Genomic DNA, 22,409 nt, shown 5'->3' with positions numbered 1-22,409 from the left:
TTGTGCAAGGGCAGCTCGGATTCGACAGCATGCCGAAGAAGCTCGTACGGGTGACGCCGTCGAAGCTGGCGACGTGGGCGGACTGCCCACGCCGCTATCGGATGACGTACGTGGACCGCCCGACGCCGCAGCGCGGCGGTGCGTATGCGCACAGCACCCTGGGTGCCGTGGTGCACAACGCATTGCGCGCATTCTTCGACTTACCGTTGGAGAAGCGCACGCCCGAAACCGGTGCCGCGCTGGTGACAACCCATTGGAAGGACGACGGTTTCGCCGACTCGGCGCAAGCCGCGACCTACCGCGACCGTGCCCAGGGCTGGGTCGCGGACTACCTCAGCCAGGCCGACGTGTCCATCGACCCGGTCGGTCTCGAGCGCTGGGTGTCCGCACCGGCCGGCACGATCGTGGCCGAGGGTCGAGTCGACCGCATCGACGACCGCGCGGGCGAACTCGTGATCGTCGACTACAAAACCGGGCGCCAGGCGCTGACCACCGACGATGCCCGCGGCTCCCAAGCCCTCGCGCTGTACTGCATCGCCACAACCAGGACCCTGCGCCGCAAGTGCCGCAAGGTCGAACTGCACCACCTGCCCAGCGGCTCAGTCGCCGTCTGGGAGCACACCGACGAATCCCTTGCCCGCCACCAGACCCGCGCCGAGGAGGCCGCCGACGAGCTCCAACTCGCCACCGACACCCTCCAGGCAGGTGGCGACCAGGACGTTCTGTTCCCGCCCCAGGTAGGCCGCCAGTGCTCCTGGTGCGACTTCCGCCGCCACTGCCCCGAAGGCCAGGCCGCGGGCCCACCGACCACACCGTGGGGAATGTTGCCCCCATGAGGCACGAACCCACCACGGACGAACTGCCCATCATCGGCAAAACGGTAGAACTGCCCGACAGCGCCGAAACCACCGAACTACCAGCCAAGCCCTCCAGCACTGCTGCTGACTCGGCGAAGTCGTCGGGTGGCGGGGACAGTGGGGCTGTGCCGGAGCGGCGGACTGTCAAGCTGACTGGTGAAGGTCTTGGCGGGGCCGCTGAGCAGCCTCGGCCGGATGATGGGCCGACAGCTGAGTTGCCTGCACAGCAACAAGCCGGTCAGCAGCAGGCAAGGCGGCATCGGCCTGAGATGGTGCAGCAGGTTGCTCAGGGCAGTTCGGCGCCGCGGAAGCGAGGGCGGTTCTGGCGTGAGGTGGCTGGCGCCCTTGCGGTGGGGACTGTGCTGCTTGCGACAGCTGTTCTTGTGCTGCAGGTGGTTGCGTGGGTCAACGGGATGCCGGGCTTGGGGATTGTTGTGCTGCTTGGGCATCTGGGTGGGGCCGCGCTGGCTGTTGCCGCTCAGCGGATCGTCGACCGGCGTGGCGGCAGGCCTGCTTTGCTTGCGGGGCTTGGCCTTGGTGTGACTGTGGTCGCGATCCTGGTGCTGTTCTGGTGGATCTAGCCGGCGAGCCACATCCGCCAGGTGGCCAGCAGAATTCCCAGTAGGGCCTCGGGATTCTCCATCGCGGGGGAGTGGCGGGCCCCAGGAATCACGGCGAAGTCGGCGTCGAGACGTTCGGCCATGTCGCGTTGGGCGGCGACAGGCCAGGCGTCGTCGTCGGCTCCGCAGGCCACGAGGCAGGAAGCGCTTGTGGTTTCCAGTTGCCGCGCGAGGATGTCGACCAGGTCGGGTTCGGTGCGCAGGCCCGCGGCCATGCCCAGCAGTGATTCCGCACTGGTCAGGCGGAATCGTTCGCGCAGGAAGTCCTTCAGCTCATCCGGCTGGGCCTGCCAGAGTGGGTCGTTCTGGTTGAGGGCCTCACGGAATTTCACCAACGTGCCGACGCCCTGATCACGCAGTACGGGTTCGGCCAGGTCGAGCATCTGCCGCCGCGGTCCGGGCGGGAGTTCGCCGGGCCCGCTGCTCAGCAGGGTGAGACCACGGATCGGTGCGCCTGCGAGCACGGCGCCGCGGGCGACCAAGCCACCGTACGAATGGCCGACGAGCAGCACCTGACGGCCGTCGGCAGCGAGTTTTCCGACCAGTTCGGCCACCAGGGTGCCCAGGGAGGCCGGTAGGTACGCCTCAAGCTCGTGCGGGCCTGGGGACTCGTACTGGCCGGGCAGGTCGATCGCGATCGGTTCGATACCGGCGTCGGCGATCGGGTCGACCAGCGGCGTGAAGTCCTCTTTGGACCCGGTGTAGCCGGGGACGAGCAGCGCGATCGGTGCCTGGCCGGAAACCCGGCACCGGATCGCGGCGAGGGTGCCGTAGCGCCCGGGCAGGTCGATCCGGGTGGCCCGGGTGGGGCCGACCTGTGAGCCACGTCTGATCATCGCAATGCCACCAAAGTCGGTCCGCGCTGTTCGAGCACCACCGGCCCGAGTGTGGCCATCTCCACCGGTCCGTTGTAGCTGTCCCGGTTGACCTGCGTCGTTGCCATGCGGGCGCCGGTCTCCTGGTCGATCACCGCGAGCCCATCTTTGACCGGCAGCAACAGGTAGCCCGCGTACGTCGTGCCGGCTCCCAGCGTGCCATCGATGGTCCATAGTGGACGCAAGTCTGTTGTGGACAGTGCGATGGTCTTCGAACCGGTGAACCAGAACACCGCGCCGTTGCCCTTGGCGGTCGGCACGACCTCGCGTGGCGGGTCGCCGGCCAGGTCGGACGCGGGGATCGTCAACGGGTACGAGGCGATCTCGTTGCCGGTGCCGTCGAACACGACGAGCCTGGCCGGGTTGGGCATGGCGACGGCGATGTACGTCTCGTTCATCGCGACCACCCGCGCGCCTTTGACGCCGATCGTGTTGCTGAAGTCGACCGAAGGGTTGTCGCTGTCCTTGGCTGTCGGCTTGTAGACCGACAGGCGGTCGTCCTCTGTCGCGGTGGGATCGGTCTTCGACTGGCAGCGCTCGATCACGGCGATCCGGCCCTGCGTCACGGCGATCGAGCCGTACGTGCAGCCGACGCGCGGCTGCTTGTCCGGGTTCACCAGGTCTGGGACCGTGCCGTACTGCATGGTCAGGACCATGTCGCTGCGCCATGTGTTGATCAGCTTCTTGCCGGTGGCGGTGACGTGCACGCCGTCGGACAGCAGCCGGGTGTCCAGTTCGGCGTCGCCGTTGCGCTGCCGGTCCCGCTCACCGCCGGCGCCTTTGAGCGTGGTCACCTCGCTGCAGTTGCCCTCGTGGTAGGTCTCGCCTTCCGGCAGTGCCGTGGAAGTCCTGCGGTACACGGCGATCGCGTCGCCCCATGCGGATCCGACTGTGCACAGTGGAATGTCGCGGGCGTACCGCCAGCGTGTCTTGCCGGTCAACGGATCACGGCCGAGGACTTCGTTGCCGTCGCCGGTCACCACAGTCGGGCCGGCCACGACAGGAGCCTGGGTGGCGCCGCTGGGCGCCCGCCACACCTCGCCGAACGAAGGCGGCAGTGTGCTGGGCGCTTCCGGCGTCTCGATCTGCTGCGGGCCGGTTTGCGACGTGGTCGCCTCGATGTCGCTCGACGTGCCGAGCAGCACTGCCGCGACCACCACCGCGACCATGATCACCACGACCGCGACGAAGTCCCCGCGCCGGTGGAACGACGTTCGGGGCTGTCTCGGCGGCGGTTCGTGGACCGGTCCGTCAAGGACGTCTTCGGAAGGCGTGCCGTGCCCATCGTGCTCGGTTGGGTCCGGCACGTCGTCCTCCTCGAAAGCTCGTAAGTCCTATATCAAGGTACTCACGAGGACTCGCCCGCGTCAGGCGATACCTCAACGCCCGCGCGACGGCGACGACGGCGGCGAGGCGCGTCTTCGCTCTTCGTGCTCGGCTCCTGCGTGGCAGGAACCTCTTCACTGGAGCTGGTCGTGGTGACCTCCGCACCGGCACGACGACGCCTGCGCTGACGCTGCCGCGGCGGGCGCTCCTCGCCCTCGGTCGTGGTCGCTGGGGCCTCGGTGGCGCTGCTGCTGCGGGAACGTGTCCGCGATCCGGCCCGCCTGCTGCGGCGCTTCTTGCCGCCCGAGAGGTCCTCTTCCGGCTCGGCCTCCAGGCCCGCGCGGGTGCGCATGCCCAGCGGCAGCCGACCGGTGGAGCCTTCGGGGATGCCCAGGTCGGCGAACAGGTGCTCGGAGGTGGAGTACGTCTCCACCGGCTCCGGCTTGCCCAGTTTGAGCGCGTCGTTGATGGTCTTCCAGCGGTATTCCTCGTCCCAGTCGACCAGCGTGATGGCCACGCCCTCGCGCCCGGCCCTGCCGGTGCGGCCGATCCGGTGCACGTAGGTCTTCTCGTCCTCCGGGCACTGGAAGTTGATCACGTGGGTGACGTCGTCGATGTCGATCCCGCGGGCGGCCACATCGGTGGCCACCAGCACGTCCACCTTGCCGGACCGGAATGCCCGCAGCGCCTGCTCACGCGCGCCTTGGCCCAGGTCACCGTGCACGGCCGCCGCGGCGAACCCGCGTTCGGTCATCTCGTCGGCGACCTTCTGGGCAGTGCGCTTGGTCCGCGCGAAGATCATCGTGAGACCGCGGTCCTCCGCCTGCAGGGCGCGGGCGATGATCTCCTCTTTGTCCAGCGAGTGCGCGCGGTAGACGAACTGCCTGGTGCGCTCGTGGACGGCGCCCTGGTCGTTCTCCTCGGCCCGGATGTGGGTCGGCTGACGCAGGAACGTGCGGGCCAGCGTGATGATCGGGCCGGGCATCGTGGCCGAGAACAGCATGGTCTGCCGCTGGTCGGGCACCATGCCGAGGATGCGCTCGATGTCGGGCAGGAAGCCCAGGTCGAGCATCTCGTCGGCCTCGTCGAGCACCAGGCCGCGGACCTTACCGAGCACCAGGTGGCGCTGTTCGGCCAGGTCAAGCAGGCGGCCCGGGGTGCCGACGACCACGTCGACGCCCTTGCGCAGCGCGGAGATCTGCTGCTCGTAGGGGCGGCCGCCGTAGATGGCCAGCAGGCGGATGCCCAGGTGTTTGCCCGCGTCGGTCAGGTCGTGCGCGACCTGCAGGCACAGCTCGCGGGTCGGGACCACGACGAGCACCTGCGGGGTGCCGTCGCCGGGCGTCTGCACGCGGTGCAGCAGCGGTACGCCGAAGCCCAGGGTCTTGCCCGTGCCGGTCCGGGCCTGGCCGATGATGTCCTCACCGGCCATCGCCAGCGGCAGCGTCAGCTCCTGGATGGCGAACGTACGCTCGATGCCGGCGGCGACGAGCGCTTTGACGATCTCCTCGCGGACGCCGAACTCGGCGAACGTCGGGGAGTCGGATCGGACCGGGGCACCGGCGGTCAGCGGGTGGGAGGTGTCCGTGTCCGGGACTCCCGCCTCGCTGTGCTCCAGTGCCACCGGATCTAGTTCTGTTGTGTCGTTCCGGGTCGAACTCAGGGTGATCGCCTCTCTTTACCAGTGCGCACTGCCCTGGTCGGGCCGCTCGACCGCTGCCGGACGCTGGGGTGCGTCGGCGCGGGAGGGCCAGCGTGGCGTGCACACACCCTCCACGTGACGAGCCGTGCCGTCACGGTCTGCAAAACGTCGCCACACGGCGTTTTCCGTACTTCGGTACGCCGGGCGTCACACCGAGTCTACCTGGGCTGTCGCTTCGTTACGCTCACCGACATGAGCGAGGCTGATTCGGTCGTGCAATCCTCCCGGCTGCGGGACGGTGTAGTTGATCTACTGGGCGTGCTGGCGTACGGCGAGCTCTCGGCGTTCGACCGGCTGGCGGAGGACGCCCGCAGCGCGCCGAGCATCGAGGGCCGGGCGGCGCTGGCGGTGATGGCGGCGGCCGAGATCGGGCACTACAGCAAGATCGAGTCGTACCTGACCGGGCACGGGGTGCAGCCCGCCGACGCGATGCAGCCGTTCATCCAGCACTTCGAGGCGTTCCACGCGTCCACCCCGCCGCGCAGCTGGCACGAGTCGCTGGTGAAGGCGTACGTGTTCGACGGCCTGGCGGCGGACCTCTACAGCCAGCTGGCGCACTGGCTGGACGAGTCGACCAAGGAGCTGGTGCTGGATGTGCTCGCCGACACAGGGCATTCCGCGTTCGCTGAGCGCGAAGTCCGGGCGGCGTGCGAGGCGGACCGGGCTCTGCGTGACAGGCTGACACTGTGGGGGCGTCGCCTGCTTGGCGAAGGCCTGACGCAGGCCCAGTACATCGTGGCGGAACGCGACGGGCTGACCGAGCTGATCGTCACCGGGTCCGGGGACCTCGCCGGGATCGCGGCGCTGTTCCGGCGGCTGCAGCAGGCCCACGGCAAGCGGATGACCGCCCTCGGACTCGGCTAATCTTGCCGGGGTTGAACGGTACTAGCTGGAGGTCAGCGTGGAGGTCAAGATCGGCGTGGTGGACAGCCCCAGGGAGCTGCTCCTCGTCAGTAACCTGACGCCGGACGAGGTTGAGGCGCTGGTGGCCGACGCGCTGAAGAACCCCGCGGGGCAACTGACCCTCGTGGACGAGAAGGGCCGCCGCTACATCATCCCTGCGGCCCGCGTGGCATACGTGGAGATCGGCACCGCGGACACCCGCAAGGTCGGCTTCACGGTCAAGGCCTGAAGCAGGCCGGCTACAGCCCGGTCCGGCCCGCGAGGGCCAGACCGGGCTGCTGCGTTTCCGGCGACTGCAATGGCCTCCGCCATGCTGAGCCGATGAAGAGAATCCTGACGGTAGCCATTGCCACGCTCATCGCATTCGGCTCCATCGCCGGTTCGGCACCAGCCTTCGGGCAACCCGACCTGGAGGCAAACTCGGAGAAGGTCGCCCGCTAGCCTTGCCACGACCATGCCTTTGACCTGCTGATGCTGAGTCTTGGGGCGGCCCTCGGCCCCCCGGAATCCAGCTTACCGGTGGGGACCGACAGTTTCGGTGGACTCAAGATCCACTACTGCGAACTGTCCACAGTGCGCGCCCATCCACATCGGAAGCCCGCCACCATCCGGAACCGTCGGTCTTCCTGCCTGGTCTGGATTCCGGGGGCCGGAGGCTGCCGGGGCTCGCCTTTGGACCGGTTTGACCAGCTATAGCGTTGTCAGGTCGGTGGTGAATGGCGGGCGGCTGGTGCCCATGATCCGGTAGCGGTCCCATGGGTCTGGATCGGACAGTTCGCCGCCTGCTTCGCCCTGCGGGGTTGTGAGCTGCGCCGGGGTTTTCTTGCCGCCCAGCAGAGTGCTCAGCTCTGGGTTTGCCTTCACGCGTCCGTACCAGCGGTAGTAGCCGTCGATCGGCTGGAAGTAGCCGCGTAGCTCCACTTCGACCGCCAGCGAGGTGTCGTGCACCAGCAGGGTCGCGGGCCCGGTGTAGCCCTCTTCGTCGTGTTCCTCTGTCACTGCACCCTCCTCAACTGCACGACCTTGTTGACTTCGAACGGTTTGTCCGGGGCGAGCTGCATGTTGTGCTGGCGCAGGTAGCCGTCGATGGCGGCCCAGATGATGGTGGTCAGGTACTCCACGACGGCGTCGCGGGTCATCGACCGGCGCTCCAGCCACCATTCGCCGGTGGTCTGCACCATGCCGACGATCGAGTACGCCCATGGTTCGGCGGCGCCGGAGTCGAGGTTGAGCGCGCGCATGTAGTCGCCGAGCAGGCTGGTGATCGCCGCGGCGATCATCTCCTTGTCCTCGCGCACCGGGTCGGACTCCAGCGGCCGGTCGCCGAAGGAGCGGCGGGCGAGCAGCCGGTAGAGGTTCGGGTAGTCCTCGATCACGCTGAAGAACGCGTGCAGGCTCTTGCGGATCCGCGGGACGGGCGCCTCTTCGGTGTTGATCGCCGGGATCAGCCGTTCGAAGAGGATCTCGGTGCCGCGCTGGCCGAGCGCCACGAACAGGTCCGCCTTGTCGGTGAAATGCCGGTACAGCACGGGTTTTGTCACCCCGGCGGCACTGGCCACGTGGTCCATGCCGAGGTCGGGGCCGTGCTCGTCGAGTGCCCGCAGCGCCGCTTCGACGAACTCGGCCCGGCGGGCCGCGCGGTGTTCCCGCCAGCGCTCACGCCGTGCGTCACCGTGTCCCTTGACACCTTCGCCCATGTCGGAGCATGCTACCAGAAGTAACTGTTACTTCCGGTAACGCGTACTGAGAAGGGGTGTCCGATGAGCCGCGCGTTGCGAGTTGCCCAGGGTTCCGACCGTGAGAAGACCGCTGAGCGGCTGCTGAACTCGTCAGCCGACAAGTTCTACGACCCCGAGGTGGACATCGACTGGGCCGCGCCGTTGCAGGACGGCAAGTACTACGCGCCCGACCACCGGATTTCCCTGTACGGCACCGAGCTGTGGGACAACATGACGCCTGAGCAGCGCGTCGAACTGGGCAAGCACGAGGTCGCCAGCATTGCCAGCAACGGCATCTGGTTCGAGGTGCTGCTGATGCAGATGCTGCTCAAGGAGGTCTACCGGATCGATCCGACGAGCAGACACGCCCAGTACGCGCTGACCGAGATCGCCGACGAATGCCGTCACTCGACGATGTTCGCCCGCGCCATCGAGAAGGTCGGTGCTCCCGCGTACGGCCCGCCGCCGATCCTGCGTCAGCTCGGCAAGCTGCTTCCTGTTGTCGGCTACGGCCCCGCGCTGTACGGCTCGATCCTGATCGCCGAGGAGATCCTCGACCGGATCCAGCGTGAGAGCATGGCCGACGAGAACGTCCAGCCGCTTGTGCGCATGGTCAACCGGATTCACGTCCTGGAAGAGGCCCGGCACGTGACGTTCGCCCGGCAGGAAGTCGTGCGCGGCATGTCCGAGCTACGCAAATGGGAGCTGCCGTACCAGCGGCTGCTGATCGCGACGGTGGCGTTCTCGATCACCCGCAGCTTGATCAACCCGCGCGTCTACGCGGCCGTCGGTCTCGATCCGAAGCAGGCGCACGCGGTCGCTCTGGAGAACCCGCACCACCAGGAAACGCTGCGCTGGTCGGGGGAGCGGATCATGAAGTTCCTGACCGAGGCCGGCCTCGTCGCGGCCCCCGGTATGCACTGGTGGCGCCGGTCCCACCTGCTCTGACCAGCGGAAACAAGGAAAGTTTTCCGGTCGGGCGGCGAAAGCGGGCAAACTGGCGTGGGAAGGGAATCACCCACGGCAGTGGAGACCAATGAGCACGGGACGAGTGATCGGCGACCGTTACCGGTTAAGCAGGCCGCTCGGCGGTGGCGGCATGGGCGACGTCTGGGAAGCCTGGGATGTCCGGCTGGACCGCCGCGTCGCGGTCAAGCTGTTGCGTCCGGCGGCATTCGTTCCCGGCGGCGACGCGAACGCGCTGGCGGTCCGGTTCGAGCGTGAGGCCCGGATGACCGCGCGCCTGAACCATCGTGGCGTGCCGGTCGTGCACGACACCGGAGCCGACCAGAACGACATGTACCTGGTGATGGAACTCGTCGAAGGCATGGATCTCGCGGAGTTCCAGGCTGCGAACCGGCCGATGCCGGGCGAGTGGATCGCGGCCATCGGCGCGCAGATCGCCGCCGTGCTCAGTGCCGCGCACACGGCTCAGCTCGTCCACCGGGACCTCAAACCGGGCAACGTGATGATCACACCGGCCGGTGAGGTCAAGGTCCTGGACTTCGGCATCGCGGTCCTGCGCGATCCCGGCGTGCCCCGGCTGACCCTGACGTCCGAGGCGTTGGGCACCCCGGCCTACATGTCGCCTGAGCAGGCGATGGGACAGACAAGCCCGAGCAGCGACCTGTACTCGCTGGGCTGCGTGCTCTACGAATTGGCGGCCGGCCGGCGTGTTTTCGACGCGCCGACGCCGTTGGCGTTGATGCAGCGCCATTACGCCGAGCGGCCCGTGCCGCTGCGGGACATCCGCCCGGACCTGCCCGTCGAACTGACGGCTCTGGTGGACCGGATGCTGGCCAAACAACCGGCTCACAGGCCGGCGCACGCACGAGAGGTCTACGACCGGCTCATCCTGCTGGTAGGCAGGACGCCCGTCCGGCCCGAGGCCTTGATGGACCCGACGCGCCCGTTCCGCGACCCGCTGGCCGACGCCGACTCCGGCCGCCCGGCAGCCACGACGGGCGACCCGGCACCGGCGAAGCCGCAACCGGACCCGAAGCCGAAACAGACCAAGGCTGTCTCGCAGGCACCGGCCGCCGAAGTGAGCCGTCCCGTGAGCACCCCTGCCGCGCCGATCGTGGAGGGCCTGCTGATCTGCGGTGGCCTGCTGCTGCTCGGCCAGCATCTGGCCAGCGCGGTCGCCGGGTTCCCGCGCAACGACATCGGGATGAGCTTCGTCTTCGCGTTCGCCATGCTGTACCTGGGCGCTGTCCTGCGGCAACGCCGGCTGGGCCTGCGCAAGTTGTGGACGGTCCGCACCGGCATCCGGTGGGACAAGCCGCCGCAGCCCATGACCGGGATACACCGGGCGATCGAGGTCTTCCTGTTCATCGTCGCCGGCGCGGGGTTCCTGGCAGGGCTGGCGACCCTCTCGCCCCACAACGACTCGGCTGCGAGGGCCTTCGTGTTCGCTGTCGTCACGTTCGTCCCCGCCGCCGTCATGCGGCAGCGGCGGCTCGGCAAGACGTACCCCTGGTCGCGTTAGGGGTGCTGCAGGGGGTAGCCGCCGCCGATGCCGCGCCACGCGAGCGTCGAGATCAGCTTCACGGCTTCGGCCTTCTCGATCGGACGGTCGCTGGCCAGCCATGACTGGGCGGCGACCTGGCTGGCACCGACGAGGCCCACGGCCAGCAGGCGCGCTCGTTCCACGTCCATGCCCGCGTCCGCGGTGATCGTGGCGGTGATGGCGTCCACACAGGCCTTGGTCGCGCGCTCGATCGTCTCGTGCACGACCGGTTCGCCGCGAATGTCCGATTGGAACACCAGTCGGAACGCCTCGCCCTCGCTGTCCACGAAGTCGAAGTACGCGCCCACGGCGGCCTGGACACGCAGCTTGTTGTCGGTGGTCGACTCAAGCGCGCCGGTCACGCCGTTGATCAGCTCGTCCGCGTGGGTCTGCAGCAACGCCAGGTAGAGCTCGAGTTTGCCGGGGAAGTGCTGGTAGAGCACCGGCTTGCTGACACCGGCGCGCTCGGCGATCTCGTCCATCGCGGCGGCGTGGTAGCCGTTGGCGGCGAACACTTCACCCGCGGCGGCGAGCAGTTGCGCGCGCCGTGCGGTCCGGGGCAGCCGCGCGCCCTTGGTTCCCTGCGCCATCGTCTCCGACATGGCTCAAATCTTACTCGCCGGTACGCATCCAGAACCGAATCCTGGATATTCACTGTCCGATGGTTGTCTCGCAGTCCATGCACACTGGACCGATGGACACCACCCGCGAGCGCGCCCCGTTGACCCGTGTTCCCTTGTCGGACGCCCCGCGGCCGCCTCTTGACCTGACCCTGCCGCCATGGCCTGGCGAGCACGTCGAAGCAGGCGGAGTCCGTCTGCACATCCGCCGTACACCTGGTCCAACGGATGAGACAGCTGTCTATGTGCACGGCCTCGGCGGGTCGTCGCTCAACTGGACAGACCTGTCGGCGCAGCTCTCCGGGCACGCCCAGGGAATAGCCGTGGACCTGCCGGGTGCCGGCAGATCCGAACCACCCGGCGGCTACAAGTTCGACCTTGTCGACCATGTGGACACGCTCGCGAAATTCATGCGCGGCATGGAGCTCGGCCCGGTGCACCTGTTCGGCAACTCCATGGGCGGCGCCGTGTCGATGGTGCTCGCCGCGAAGTACCCGGAACTCGTCCGCACGCTCACGCTCGTGTCGCCGGCCGTGCCTGACCTGAGGCCGTTGCCGAACCGCATGTCGGACCCGCGGATCCCGTTCGCGATGATGCCGTTCATCGGCGCCCGCTTCCGCCGCCAGCTCGCCGCGCTGACCCCGATGCAGCGTGCTCAGCAGCTGGTCAACCTGTGTTTCGCCGTCCCGTCGATGGTGCCGCCGCACCGGATGGACGAGACGGCGCAGGAGTTCGCCGACCGCGCGAAGATCGCCTGGGCCGCGCAGTCGCTGATGGCCACCACGATGGGGCTGTTCCGGGCCTGGCTCGTGCCGCCGTCGCAGTCGCTCTGGCGGATCGTGCCGAAAATCACCGCGCCGACGCTCGTGGTGTGGGGCACACAGGACAAACTCGTCACTGTGCGTAAGGCTCCCCGGACCGCGCGGCTTTTGCCCCGTGGTCGCCTGCTTGTCCTGCCGAACACCGGACATGTGGCACAAATCGAACGTCCGGAGACCGTGGCCAGGGCCGCACTGGGTCTCTGGGAAGCCGCCAAAGAGGACATCTGGTGACTGGCCAGGTCGCGCATTCGTTATCGGAGAGTGATGTGGCACCCTTAATCCCGTGAGCCGGATGACCCAGGGAGGAAACGTCTCGCCGCCGAAAAAGTCACGCTCCGGAGCATCACGTGCGGCATCTAAGGGACCTCAGGGACGCCGCGAGGGTGAAGATCGCTATCAGCGCGGGTCACGCCGTGCCCCTGGCGAACCGCTTGCCGCAGCGTGGCAGCCCGACAGTGAGACCGCTGAGGAGTCGTACCGACGTATCCCGGCGGTCAGACGCCGTGGCATCTTGTCGGTCTACGGCTGGCGCCTGTACGCCGTCCCGGTCCTGCTGGTGATCACGGCTCTGGTGCTCTGGGACACGTCCAGGACGCCGCCGGTCGAAGCGCAGGGTTCCGGCTCGGATGCCCGGCAGAACGCCGCCGCGGGCGGTGGCCAGCTGCCTGACCCCGACGTCACGCCGGACGCCACGGAGATCCCGGCCAAGCCGATCGAGGCCAACATCCCGACGGCCGAGCTGCCGCCCGGTGCCGAGTTCACCCCGTCTGGGCCCGGCACGTTCCGGATCATTCCCGGCCAGGGCCCGAAGGTCGGCCAGGGCACGCAGAGCACGTTCACCTACACGATCGAGGTGGAGAACGGCATCAAGCCGGCCGAGATCGGCGGCGGCGACGACGCCTTCACCGATCTGATCGACCGCACGCTCGCCGACCCCCGTGGCTGGACAAGCGATCCGCGCATCGCCGTGCAGCGTGTGTCCGACAAGCCCAGGATGCGGATCACTCTCGCCACGCCCGACACGACGCACAAGCTGTGCGGCCGGACGATCCCGTACGAGTCGTCGTGCCGGTTGAAGCAGGACGGCCGAGTGGTGATCAACCTGTCCCGGTGGGTGCGCGGCGCACTGGCGTTCAACGGCGACATCGGCAATTACCGCACGTACGCGATCAACCATGAAGTCGGTCACGCGTTCGGCCGCGGCCACGAGGGCTGCCAGGAGAACGGCGGCCTCGCGCCGGTGATGATGCAGCAGAGCTTCGGTGTCGCCAACGACTACGTCGCGCAGCTCAACGACGCGGTCCCCGGCAACCCGGACCCGGTCAAGAAGGACGGCAAGGTCTGCCGCTTCAACCCGTACCCGAACCCGCAGGGCAAGGCACCCGGTAGCTGACTGCGTTTTGTCCGGTCCCACGGATCCCGGAATGTGGGCACGGGGAAGACTCCTGGCTCGTCCGGTGTTCTATGTACGCGGGACCACTAGGAGGAGTCGATGCCAGGAAGTTCGCTGCCGCCGCTGGTGGAGCCAGCCGCGGAGCTGACCAAGGACGAGGTCGCGCGCTACAGCCGCCACCTGATCATCCCGGATGTCGGCGTGGACGGTCAGAAGCGGCTCAAGAACGCCAAGGTGCTCGTGGTCGGCGCGGGCGGCCTGGGCAGTCCGGCGCTGCTGTATCTGGCCGCGGCCGGGGTGGGCACGCTCGGGATCGTCGACTTCGACGTGGTCGACGAGTCGAACCTGCAGCGCCAGGTCATCCACGGCCAGTCCGACGTGGGCAAGCCGAAGGCCGTGTCCGCGCAGGAGTCGATCGCCGAGATCAACCCGCTCGTGCGGGTGAACCTGCACCAGGAGCACCTCAACTCCGAGAACGCGCTGGACATCTTCCGGGACTACGACCTGATCCTGGACGGGACGGACAACTTCGCCACCCGGTATCTGGTCAACGACGCCGCGGTGCTGCTGGGCAAGCCCTATGTGTGGGGCTCGATCTTCCGGTTCGAGGGCCAGGTCAGCGTCTTCTGGGAGGACGCGCCCAACGGCCAGGGCCTGAACTACCGGGACCTCTACCCGGAGCCGCCGCCTCCCGGCATGGTTCCGTCGTGCGCCGAGGGCGGCGTGCTGGGCGTGCTGTGCGCGTCCATCGGCTCGATCATGGTGACCGAGGCGATCAAGCTGCTGACCGGCATCGGTGAGCCGCTGCTGGGACGTCTGATGGTCTACGACGCACTCGAGATGAGCTACCGGACGATCAAGATCCGCAAGGACCCCGAGTCGCCCAAGATCACCGAGCTGATCGACTACGACGCCTTCTGCGGCGTGGTCTCCGATGACGCCCAGAAAGCCGCGGCGGGCAGCACGATCACCCCGCGCGAGCTGAAGGAGAAGTTCGACCGGGGCGACACCTTCGCGCTGATCGACGTCCGCGAGCCGCACGAGTACGAGATCGTCAAGATTCCCGGCGCGGTCCTGATCCCCAAGGACCGGATCCTCTCCGGCGAAGCCCTGGCGGAGTTGCCGCAGGACAAACCCATTGTCCTGCACTGCAAGTCCGGTGCCCGTTCCGCGGAAGCCCTTGCCGCACTGCACAAGGCTGGCTTCTCCGACGCGGTGCACGTAGGCGGCGGAGTCCTCGGCTGGGCCCGCGACGTCGACACAAGCCTGCCGACATACTGAGTTTTTTCCGAGAAAGGGGCACCCGGCCGGGTGCCCCTTTTCCATTAGGGTCGCCCAGGTGACCGACTACCTGACCATGACCCGCGACGCGTACGACACCTTCGCCGAAACATACGCCTCAGAGGTCCCTGCCCGCTTCGCCAAGGACCCCGTCCTCCGGTCGATGCTCTCCGCGTTCGCCGCCCAGGTCACCGGCCCGGTCATGGAGGTCGGCTGCGGCCCAGGCCACGTAACCGCCCATCTCGCTTCGCTGGGCCTGTCCGTGTCAGGCACAGATCTTTCGCCGCGAATGATCGAAGTCGCCCGCCGGACGTATCCAGACCTGCAGTTCTCCGTAGCGTCGATGACCGCGCTCGACCTGGCGGACGGAACGCTGGGTGGCCTCGTGTCGTGGTGGTCGCTCCTCCACTTGCCGCCCGACGTAGTACCCGTGGCATTCGCCGAGTTCCGTCGCGTACTCGCCCCAGACGGCCTACTCGTCGTGGGATTCGCCGTGGGAGACGAAATCCTGCGCCCAGAGAGCGCATACGGCCACGACGTGACGTTCGACGCCTACATGCGCCAGCCGAAAGACGTCGAAGCCCATCTCACCCAGTCCGGATTCGCAGTAACCGCGACCATGACCATCATCGGCCCCAAACGCCCCGGGGTCGTGCTGATGGCCCAGAAGCAATGACTCTTTATGCGAAAGCTCGACTAAGAATCGAAATCGTGCATCACGCTGTGCTACCAAAGTGCTCATGAAACTACGCAAGGTGTCCGGCTGCGAGGATGGGTTCTGTCCAACGGTCTATGTCAGTGACAGAGGTACTGGCGTAGCACAAGGCGCGCCGGTGGTCGAAGCTGAAGGCCTGGCTCTGGGTCCTGGTGAAGTAGCTGTAGAACTTCCCCTGGATGTGCTCAAGGATGCGCTGCGTGCTCTGCAGGTGGAGGGGAAGCTATGACAGTGCGGCCGGGAGGAATGGGAGCGCTTCTGGGATGGCTTCAAGCGGTCGGCCTGGAGGCTGGAGGTCCAGCAGACCTACACCATCCCTGGTGAGCAGTTGGCCAGATTTCTAGCCGGAGAGCCGAAGCCGCCAGGATTCAACGAGCGTTGGCAGAACAATATCCGCACATGGGCTGCCGAAGGAAAATCTGTCAGCAGAGTGCGACTGGTTAGATTCCCGCTCAGTGACTACCAGCGATACATCTTCTCCTGGGGTGTGCCAACCAATATAGCTGCAGGTGAAGATGTTCGAGTTTTGGATATCACTGACGAGAGTTTCGGCCTCCCGGATCAGGATTTCTGGATCTTTGATGACTCGATAGTGGTTCACTTGAACTTCAACCCGGACGGAACGGTGATCAACGCGGAGCTGATCGACGAGCCGGACATGGATAAGTATCACGGCTGGCAGGCGATCGCTTTGAAGAACTCTGTGCCATTCGGCGAGTGGGATGCTCGACCCTGATCGGCAGCAGCAAGAACGAAGAGATCTTGCCGACACGCTGAGGGCCTTGCGTAAGGCCGCTGGCCTTTCGGGAGAGAGGCTGGCCGCCCGTTGTGCCATGTCCCAGTCGAAGATCAGTCGGATAGAGCAGGGGAAGGTACTGCCGTCGGTGATCGATGTGCATCGACTATCACCTCAACCTGTTCGAGTACTTCTGGCGGCATGCTCTTACTGGTGATGATGCTGCCGCTCTTCTCCGCTCTATTGTCGATGAGTTTATGCGGGAGCTCGACTGAAACTCGCTGCTTCGCACAGCCGGGTTTTACATTTTCATTGTGAATCCTGTGTTTGGCGGTCCGGCGATGGCGTATCTGCCTGAGCCGTGGGAGGTTCGGGCGCGGGCGGCGGAAATACTCGCCGCGGTTGGGCTCGTCGGGTTGCGGCGGATCGCGGTGGCGCGGGCGGCCAAGTGGGCTGATGTGGCGTCTGCCAAGGATGATGTCGATCCTCATTTTGCCAGGCTCGCGGGTGTCAGGGCGGCTGAGTGGTGGCGGATCGGGACGGCTGCGACGGATTCAAGGCGTGGCGGGCACCGGATTGGGTGACCGACGCGGTAGCGTGCCTGGCGATGGGAACCCTGCAACCGCCCCCACCACACGTCCGGTCCGCTTTTGGACAGCGTGACGCGGAGCCTGAGCTGATCGACGCCGGTCCGCTCTGGCGTTGTGGTGACGGCGCGTTCAAGCCGGCGAGTAGCCCAGCCGAGGCCGCCTGGGTGGCGAAGGCGTTGGGTGAGTTGCACGTGCCTGGGCTCAGGATCGGGCGGCCGTTGCGGTCGACTGACGGGCGCTGGGTGGTTGGTGGGTGGGCGGCCTACCGGTTCATCGAGGGGCATGCCGAGCCGAGGCACGACGAGGTTGTGTCCGTCTCCTTGACGCTGCATGAGGCGTTGAAGGGGCTGCCGAGGCCGCGGTTCATCGATGCGCGCCAGGATGTGTTCGCGGTGGCCGACCGGGTGGCCGGCGGTGATCTGGAGATGCCGCTGAAGCCTGATCGTGGCGGCCTGATCTTCGAAGAGCTGGTCGCCAAGCGTAAGCCCACCAAGCTGACGCGGCAGGTCGTGCACGGGGACCTGTTCGGCAACGTGCTGTTCGACGGGGATTCGGACCCTGGGCTGATCGACTTCACCCCTTATTGGCGGCCGCCGGAGTGGGCTGCTGCTGTGGTCGTGGTGGACTCGCTGGCGTGGGGCGGTGCGGACGACGGCATCATCGGCCGGTGGTCGCACCTGGCTGAATGGCCGCAGACGATGCTGCAGGCGCTGCTGTTCAGGCTGGCTGTGCATGCCTTGCACCCGAAGTCCACTGCGGAGTCACTGTCGGGGCTCGCGCGTGTGGCGCAGTCCGTCGACCAGCTCCTATAGCACCCTCACCGCGAATTTCAGGGGTCGGAGCAGGCAATGTCGCACGGCCGAAACACTTGCACATAGCTAGGTAACAACCGCTGCTTAGCGTCATCGCCGTGACGGTCGAGACGCATTGCCCATACTGCGCACTGCAGTGCGGGATGACGCTCGCCGGGGCTGAGGTCAAGCCGCGGGAGTTCCCTACCAACCGTGGCGGGTTGTGCCAAAAAGGATGGACGTCCGGGGCGCTGCTCTCCTCCCCGGCGCGGCTGACAACGCCGTTGTTGCACGGCAAACCTGTGACGTGGGACACGGCGCTTGACTTTGTCGCCGAACGGATTGAACGAATCCAACGGCAACACGGCCGTGACGGTATGGCCATCTTAGGTGGCGGCGGCCTCACCAACGAGAAGTCGTACGCGCTGGGCAAGTTCGCCCGTGTGGCCCTGCGGACCTCCCAGATCGACTACAACGGGCGGTTCTGCATGTCGTCGGCGGCCGCGGCGGGCAACCGGGCGTTCGGTGTGGACCGCGGAATGCCGTTTCCCGTCACGGACCTGGACGATGCCGACGTCGTGCTTCTCATCGGCGCGAATCCTGCCGAGACCATGCCGCCGTTCATGCAGCATCTCAAAGCCGGGCTGATCGTGGTGGATCCGCGCCGGACGGCGACCGCGGAACGCGCCATGCTGCACCTCAAGCCCAGCCCTGGCACTGATCTGGCGCTTGCACTCGGAATTCTGCATTCAGTGTTCGTGGATGGGCACGCGGACAAGCAGTACATGAACGACCGCACCACAGGGTTCGACGAAGCCTGGCGTATCGCGGCAGCGTGGTGGCCGGAGCGCGTGGAGCGAGTCACCGGCGTCTCAGCCACAGACCAGCGCACGGTCGCGCGACTGCTGGCAAACGCACGCAACGCGTACATCCTGACGGCCCGCGGCACGGAACAGCACGCCACGGGCACGGACACTGTGAACGCGTGGATCAACCTCGCACTGTCGCTTGGCCTGCCGGGCAAGCGAGGCAGCGGATACGGCTGTCTGACCGGGCAAGGCAACGGGCAAGGCGGCCGTGAGCACGGCCAGAAAACCGACCAGTTGCCGGGCTACCGCAAAATCGACGATCCGGCAGCGCGCGAGTACGTCGCCGGGGTCTGGGGCGTGTCCCCGGATTCTTTACCTGGGCCCGGCCGGTCGGCATATGAACTGCTCGACGCGCTGGGCCGCCCGCATGGGCCGCAAGGCCTGCTTGTGTTCGGCAGCAACCCGGTTGTCTCGGCGCCCCGCTCGGCGCACGTAGCCGAACGGTTGGCGGACCTGGACTTGCTGGTGGTCGCGGACTTCGTGCCGAACGAGACGACGGCCCTCGCCGACGTCGTACTACCGGTGACCCAGTGGGCCGAAGAGGAAGGCACGCTCACCAACCTGGAAGGCCGAATCCTGCACCGGCGCCCAGCGCTGCGCCCGCCGGACGGCGTCCGCACGGACCTGGAAGTCCTGCAGGAGCTTGCGATCCGCCTCGGCCAGCCCGCCGAACGGTTCCCGACCGACGCGGAGACGGTCTTCGCCGAGCTCGGACGCGCCTCGAAAGGCGGGGTCGCCGACTACTCGGGCATCACCTACGACCGGCTACGCGCAGGCGAAGCACTGCATTGGCCGGTCCCGTCGGCTGATCATGCCGGCACGCCAAGGCTGTTCCTGGACTCGTTCGGGCATCCCGACGGCAAAGCTCGATTCATCCCGGTCGACCACAAGGGCCCAGCGGAAGATGTGGACGCGGATTTCCCGTTGCGTGCCACCACCGGCCGGGTCCTGGCGCACTACCAGTCAGGCGCTCAGACGCGGCTGATCAAGGAGCTCACCGACGCCGTTCCGGAGTCCTATGTGGAGGTACATCCGGACACCGCGGCCCGGTCGGGCCTGGAGCACGGTGACCTCGCCAAGGTCACCTCACGGCGGGGCGAAGTCCAGGCGCGGGTCCGGATCGTCGCGTCGATGCGGCCGGACGTGGTGTTCCTGCCGTTCCACTTCCCCGGTGACAACAACGCGAACCGGCTGACCAACCCAGCGCTCGATCCGTCCAGCCGGATGCCCGAGTTCAAAGTCTGCGCGGTCCGACTTGAGGGGACAACATGAGTCCACGTTCTGTCGTTGTCGCGGGATACGGCATGGCCGGGGCCCGGTTCGCCGAGGAGATCCTGCGCCGTGATCCGGACGGCGAGCACGTCGCCCTGACCATTCTCGGCGAGGAGAAACACCTTGCCTACAACCGTGTGCTGTTGTCCGGGGTCGTGGGCGGGTCGATGAAGGCCGAACACGTCACGCTGCACGGCGGGGAATGGCGCTCACGTGTGCGGCTCGGCGTGAGCGTCGCCTCCATCGATCGCGCCACCCGCAAGGTAGTGCTATCGGATGGCGAGGCGATCTCCTACGACGCTTTGGTTCTGGCGACCGGAAGCCGGGCCTGGCTACCGCCGGTGGAAGGGCTGACCCCGGACGCCCCTGGCGTGTACACCTTCCGGACACTGGACGACTGCGAGCAGATTCTCGCCGCGGCTCGTCCGGGTGCGCCGGTGGCCGTGCTCGGCGGTGGGCTGCTGGGCATCGAGGCGGCGCGAGGCCTGGTGGGCCGCGGCTGCCAGGTGACGGTCGTGCATCCGGTCGGGCACCTGATGGAACGCCAGCTCGACGCGGGCGCGGGAGCTGTGCTGGCTCGCCGGCTCTCCGCTCTGGGCGTCGAATTCCGCCTGGACGCCCGCGTGAACGGTTACGTGCCAGGCGATGGGCTGAAACTGGACGACGGCCTGGTTCCTGCCGACATCGTCGTCGTGACGGCCGGCGTGAAGCCGGAGACCTCGGTAGCCAGTGCCGCTGGTATCGAGGTGGACCGGGGGATCGTCATCGACGATTGCCTGCGTACCAACGATCCCCGCGTGTACGCGATCGGAGACTGCGCTCAGCACTCAGGTGCCGCGGCCGGCCTGGTGCAATCGGCCTGGGAACAGGCCGAAGTTCTGGCCGATCTGTTGACCGGCACCAACGTTGCCGCGCGATACCGCGGGACGCCCGTGGTCACCAGGCTCAAAGCCCGGGACGTGGACCTCGCGGCGCTCGGTGACGTGCACGTGGATGTCGGCACGGACGAGGCAGAAGTGTTGTGCCTCAACGATCCCAGCCGTGGCCGCTACGCCAAGCTGGTGATCAGGCAGGACCGGGTGGCAGGCGCGATCCTCATCGGCGCGCCGGATGCCGCCGCCACAATCACCCAGCTGTACGACGGCCGCATGCCGGTGCCGTCCGACCGGCTGGCGGTGCTGCTGGGCCGCGCCTTGCCTTCGGAGGCAACGGTGGCGAGCAGCCCAGCCGAGTTGCCGGGCGCCGCCATGGTGTGCCGCTGCAACTCGGTCACGAAATCGCAATTGGTCACGGCGTGGCGCTCGGGCGCCACCGGCGTGACCGAGCTGGCGTCGGCGACGAGGGCGACGACCGGGTGTGGCAGTTGCCGCGAAGTTGTGTGCGGCATTGCGGAATGGCTCTCGACCACGACGTAGTAAGGGACGTACATGAAGCGTTTTGGTGGACGGTGGATCGACCAGTGGGAGCCAGAGGACCAGCAGTTCTGGGACAACGGCGGCCGCAAGATCGCCTCACGCAACCTGTGGTTCTCGATTTTCGCCGAGCACCTGGGATTCTCGATCTGGACACTGTGGTCGGTGATGGTCCTGTTCATGGGCCCGCAGTACGGCCTCTCGGCGGCTGACAAGTTCCTGTTGGTCTCCACGCCGACCGTGGTCGGCGCGCTGATCCGGATCCCGTACACCTTCGCCCCGGCGAAGTTCGGCGGCCGCAACTGGACGATCTTCTCCGCGGGCCTGTTGCTGATCCCGACCATCCTGGCCGCGGTCGTGATGCACCCGGGCACGTCATTGGGCACGTTCATGCTGGTGGCCGCGCTCGGCGGCGTCGGTGGCGGGAACTTCGCCTCCTCCATGGCCAACATCAACGCGTTCTTCCCCGAGCGCAGCAAAGGCTGGGCGCTCGGCCTCAACGCGGGTGGCGGAAACCTTGGTGTGGCGGCGATCCAGCTGATCGGTCTGCTCGTGATCAGCACCGCGGGCCCGAGCGCGCCGAGGATCGTGTTGTTCGTCTACATGCCGCTGCTGATTCTCGCGGCCATCGGGGCGTTGCTGTTCATGGACAACCTGGCCTCGATGAGCGGCGACACCAAGGCACTGCGGGAAGTCGTCAAGGACCCGCAGTCCTGGGTGATGTCGTTCCTCTACATCGGCACGTTCGGATCGTTCATCGGCTACAGCTTCGCCTTCGGCCTGGTGCTGCAGAACCAGTTCGGCCGCACGCCCCTGCAGGCGGCGTCGCTGACGTTCCTCGGGCCGTTGGTGGGCTCGCTGATCAGGCCGGTCGGCGGCTGGCTGTCCGACCGGATCGGCGGCGCGAAGGTCACCCTGTGGACCTTCCTCGCACTCGCCGCGGGGACCGGCGTGACGATCGTGGCGTCCAACCTCAAGTCGCTGCCGCTGTTCGTGGCCGGGTTCATCTCGCTGTTCATCTTCTCCGGCCTGGGCAACGGCTCGACGTACAAGATGATCCCGGCGATCTTCCGGGCCAAGGCCCAGTCGGCGATCGAGGCCGGGGCCGAGGAGAAGGCGGCACTGCTGCGGGCCCGGCGGCTGTCGGGTGCGCTGATCGGACTGGCCGGTGCGATCGGTGCACTGGGCGGGCTGTTCATCAACCTGGCCTTCCGTGAGGCCTTCCTCACAGCCAAGAGCGGGGTGCCGGCGTTCGTGGCGTTCCTGGTGTTCTACGGCGTCTGTTTCGTCGTCACCTGGGCCGTCTACCTGCGCAAACCGTCCTCTGTGCAGGCTACGGAGCCCGCTCTGGCCAGGGTGTGACCTGCGCGGGGAGGTTGCTTTAACGCGCCGGAAACAT

23 protein-coding genes and 1 pseudogene are annotated in these 22,409 nt (G+C 67.2%); 17 read left to right on the top strand and 7 right to left on the bottom strand.

Annotated elements, in window-relative coordinates:
* Window positions 1-2: 2 nt before the first annotated feature.
* A complete protein-coding gene (locus JOF56_RS05390; protein ID WP_307854931.1) occupies window positions 3-836 on the top strand; it encodes a RecB family exonuclease in 834 nt (277 codons plus the stop codon).
* Window positions 833-1,438, top strand: coding sequence for a hypothetical protein (locus tag JOF56_RS57685; RefSeq protein ID WP_245378159.1), 606 nt, complete (start codon window positions 833-835; stop codon window positions 1,436-1,438). Before JOF56_RS05390 ends, JOF56_RS57685 begins: the two co-directional genes overlap by 4 nt.
* Here JOF56_RS57685 and JOF56_RS05380 read toward each other — a convergent pair.
* The 3 genes from JOF56_RS05380 to JOF56_RS05370 are packed head-to-tail and all read right to left on the bottom strand — an operon-like array spanning window position 1,435 to window position 5,302.
* Window positions 1,435-2,313 (bottom strand): alpha/beta fold hydrolase, encoded by an 879-nt coding sequence (locus tag JOF56_RS05380; protein WP_209635127.1) that lies wholly within the window; start codon window positions 2,311-2,313, stop codon window positions 1,435-1,437. The two genes, JOF56_RS57685 and JOF56_RS05380, sit on opposite strands and share 4 nt — an antisense overlap.
* Window positions 2,310-3,659, bottom strand: a complete 1,350-nt coding sequence (locus JOF56_RS05375) for an Rv3212 family protein (RefSeq protein ID WP_209635126.1) — start codon at window positions 3,657-3,659, stop codon at window positions 2,310-2,312. Before JOF56_RS05375 ends, JOF56_RS05380 begins: the two co-directional genes overlap by 4 nt.
* Before the next feature lie 41 nt (window positions 3,660-3,700).
* Entirely contained in the window at window positions 3,701-5,302 is a 1,602-nt protein-coding gene (locus tag JOF56_RS05370) for a DEAD/DEAH box helicase (protein ID WP_209635125.1), read from the bottom strand.
* Between the two features lie 270 nt (window positions 5,303-5,572).
* Between JOF56_RS05370 and JOF56_RS05365 the strand changes: the two genes are divergently transcribed.
* Together JOF56_RS05365 and JOF56_RS05360 are read left to right on the top strand one after the other, a co-directional pair.
* The gene (locus JOF56_RS05365) at window positions 5,573-6,244 is read left to right on the top strand and encodes a ferritin-like fold-containing protein (RefSeq protein ID WP_209635124.1); all 672 of its coding nucleotides are present in this window, start codon (window positions 5,573-5,575) and stop codon (window positions 6,242-6,244) included.
* A 37-nt stretch (window positions 6,245-6,281) separates the two neighbouring features.
* Window positions 6,282-6,512: a DUF3107 domain-containing protein gene (locus tag JOF56_RS05360; RefSeq protein ID WP_209635123.1), complete on the top strand. Its 231-nt coding sequence runs from the start codon at window positions 6,282-6,284 to the stop codon at window positions 6,510-6,512.
* Between the two features lie 461 nt (window positions 6,513-6,973).
* Here JOF56_RS05360 and JOF56_RS05355 read toward each other — a convergent pair whose 3' ends face one another.
* On the bottom strand, window positions 6,974-7,282 hold the full coding sequence (locus tag JOF56_RS05355) for a DUF4873 domain-containing protein (RefSeq protein WP_209635122.1): 309 nt from the start codon (window positions 7,280-7,282) through the stop codon (window positions 6,974-6,976).
* Window positions 7,279-7,980 (bottom strand): TetR/AcrR family transcriptional regulator, encoded by a 702-nt coding sequence (locus JOF56_RS05350; RefSeq protein WP_209635121.1) that lies wholly within the window; start codon window positions 7,978-7,980, stop codon window positions 7,279-7,281. Before JOF56_RS05350 ends, JOF56_RS05355 begins: the two co-directional genes overlap by 4 nt.
* A gap of 63 nt (window positions 7,981-8,043) precedes the next feature.
* Between JOF56_RS05350 and JOF56_RS05345 the strand changes: the two genes are divergently transcribed.
* Together JOF56_RS05345 and JOF56_RS05340 are read left to right on the top strand one after the other, a co-directional pair.
* Window positions 8,044-8,949 carry an AurF N-oxygenase family protein gene (locus JOF56_RS05345; RefSeq protein WP_209635120.1) on the top strand — a complete coding sequence of 302 codons (906 nt, stop codon included), beginning with the start codon at window positions 8,044-8,046 and terminating at the stop codon, window positions 8,947-8,949.
* A gap of 88 nt (window positions 8,950-9,037) precedes the next feature.
* Window positions 9,038-10,489: a serine/threonine-protein kinase gene (locus JOF56_RS05340; RefSeq protein ID WP_209635119.1), complete on the top strand. Its 1,452-nt coding sequence runs from the start codon at window positions 9,038-9,040 to the stop codon at window positions 10,487-10,489.
* On the opposite strand, the gene JOF56_RS05335 is transcribed toward JOF56_RS05340, so the two are convergent.
* The gene (locus JOF56_RS05335) at window positions 10,486-11,112 is read right to left on the bottom strand and encodes a TetR/AcrR family transcriptional regulator (RefSeq protein ID WP_245378158.1); all 627 of its coding nucleotides are present in this window, start codon (window positions 11,110-11,112) and stop codon (window positions 10,486-10,488) included. The two genes, JOF56_RS05340 and JOF56_RS05335, sit on opposite strands and share 4 nt — an antisense overlap.
* A 92-nt stretch (window positions 11,113-11,204) precedes the next feature.
* Here JOF56_RS05335 and JOF56_RS05330 point away from each other — a divergent pair, with 92 nt between their 5' ends.
* The 7 genes and pseudogenes from JOF56_RS05330 (at window position 11,205) to JOF56_RS05300 (ending at window position 16,293) form a co-directional block, all read left to right on the top strand.
* Entirely contained in the window at window positions 11,205-12,182 is a 978-nt protein-coding gene (locus tag JOF56_RS05330; RefSeq protein ID WP_245378157.1) for an alpha/beta fold hydrolase, read from the top strand.
* Window positions 12,183-12,462: 280 nt separating this feature from the next.
* The gene (locus JOF56_RS05325) at window positions 12,463-13,344 is read left to right on the top strand and encodes a DUF3152 domain-containing protein (RefSeq protein ID WP_245378156.1); all 882 of its coding nucleotides are present in this window, start codon (window positions 12,463-12,465) and stop codon (window positions 13,342-13,344) included.
* A gap of 99 nt (window positions 13,345-13,443) precedes the next feature.
* Window positions 13,444-14,625, top strand: a complete 1,182-nt coding sequence (gene moeZ, locus JOF56_RS05320) for an adenylyltransferase/sulfurtransferase MoeZ (protein ID WP_209635117.1) — start codon at window positions 13,444-13,446, stop codon at window positions 14,623-14,625.
* A gap of 58 nt (window positions 14,626-14,683) precedes the next feature.
* Window positions 14,684-15,301, top strand: coding sequence for a class I SAM-dependent DNA methyltransferase (locus JOF56_RS05315; RefSeq protein ID WP_209635116.1), 618 nt, complete (start codon window positions 14,684-14,686; stop codon window positions 15,299-15,301).
* 64 nt (window positions 15,302-15,365) lie between these two features.
* Window positions 15,366-15,569 carry a hypothetical protein gene (locus tag JOF56_RS05310; RefSeq protein WP_245378155.1) on the top strand — a complete coding sequence of 68 codons (204 nt, stop codon included), beginning with the start codon at window positions 15,366-15,368 and terminating at the stop codon, window positions 15,567-15,569.
* 24 nt (window positions 15,570-15,593) lie between these two features.
* A pseudogene (locus JOF56_RS05305) lies at window positions 15,594-16,076 on the top strand (DUF6879 family protein); the annotation flags it as partial.
* Window positions 16,063-16,293 (top strand): helix-turn-helix domain-containing protein, encoded by a 231-nt coding sequence (locus JOF56_RS05300; RefSeq protein WP_209635114.1) that lies wholly within the window; start codon window positions 16,063-16,065, stop codon window positions 16,291-16,293. The pseudogene JOF56_RS05305 and the gene JOF56_RS05300, both read left to right, overlap by 14 nt.
* On the opposite strand, the gene JOF56_RS05295 is transcribed toward JOF56_RS05300, so the two are convergent.
* Window positions 16,190-16,567, bottom strand: coding sequence for a hypothetical protein (locus JOF56_RS05295; protein WP_209649130.1), 378 nt, complete (start codon window positions 16,565-16,567; stop codon window positions 16,190-16,192). The two genes, JOF56_RS05300 and JOF56_RS05295, sit on opposite strands and share 104 nt — an antisense overlap.
* 116 nt (window positions 16,568-16,683) lie before the next feature.
* Between JOF56_RS05295 and JOF56_RS05290 the strand changes: the two genes are divergently transcribed.
* The 4 genes from JOF56_RS05290 to JOF56_RS05275 all read left to right on the top strand — a co-directional run bounded on the left by JOF56_RS05290 (window position 16,684) and on the right by JOF56_RS05275 (window position 22,372).
* Window positions 16,684-17,478 (top strand): TIGR02569 family protein, encoded by a 795-nt coding sequence (locus JOF56_RS05290; RefSeq protein WP_209648017.1) that lies wholly within the window; start codon window positions 16,684-16,686, stop codon window positions 17,476-17,478.
* A gap of 143 nt (window positions 17,479-17,621) precedes the next feature.
* Complete coding sequence (locus JOF56_RS05285; protein WP_209648016.1) at window positions 17,622-19,598, top strand: molybdopterin oxidoreductase family protein; 1,977 nt, start codon at window positions 17,622-17,624, stop codon at window positions 19,596-19,598.
* On the top strand, window positions 19,595-21,013 hold the full coding sequence (locus tag JOF56_RS05280; RefSeq protein ID WP_209635113.1) for an FAD-dependent oxidoreductase: 1,419 nt from the start codon (window positions 19,595-19,597) through the stop codon (window positions 21,011-21,013). Before JOF56_RS05285 ends, JOF56_RS05280 begins: the two co-directional genes overlap by 4 nt.
* A gap of 12 nt (window positions 21,014-21,025) precedes the next feature.
* Entirely contained in the window at window positions 21,026-22,372 is a 1,347-nt protein-coding gene (locus JOF56_RS05275; protein WP_209635111.1) for a nitrate/nitrite transporter, read from the top strand.
* Window positions 22,373-22,409: the final 37 nt, after the last annotated feature.

Origin of the sequence: Kibdelosporangium banguiense (assembly GCF_017876405.1) — a bacterium.
In the GTDB taxonomy this organism is placed as follows: Bacteria; Actinomycetota; Actinomycetes; order Mycobacteriales; family Pseudonocardiaceae; genus Kibdelosporangium; species Kibdelosporangium banguiense.
This window is presented reverse-complemented; position numbering and strand designations above follow the sequence as displayed.